This window comes from Pseudomonas sp. 10C3 (assembly GCF_036346185.1).
GTDB lineage: Bacteria > Pseudomonadota > Gammaproteobacteria > Pseudomonadales > Pseudomonadaceae > Aquipseudomonas.
Genome location: NZ_JASJVE010000240.1, coordinates 1 through 230, shown reverse-complemented (window position 1 = coordinate 230; position 230 = coordinate 1). Strand labels below are relative to the sequence as shown.

The 230-nt window shown below is 58.3% G+C and carries 1 protein-coding gene; it reads right to left on the bottom strand.

The window, feature by feature from the left end:
- Positions 1 to 11: 11 nt before the first annotated feature.
- Positions 12 to 230: hypothetical protein (locus QN399_RS26755; RefSeq protein WP_330201990.1), on the bottom strand; the 219-nt coding region annotated here is incomplete at its 5' end.

Sequence of the window (230 nt, the reverse complement as noted above, 5' to 3'; positions counted from 1 at the left end):
GCCTGAGCAGCTCACACCACGCTGCACTCGATTATTTTGCGCGCCTTCGCGTGACAGAGGTCGCCGACAACGAAACCGCATGCACCTTTCTTCTGGTTCATGACGACCAGATTCCGCTCGGCGTCCAGCCCGACGCGCAATGGCAACAAATATGGGAATTCCGACATGCAGGAGGTAGACGACTTGAAGTTTTCCGCCTTTACCGGCGCGAGTGAGCGCCCCGCATCACC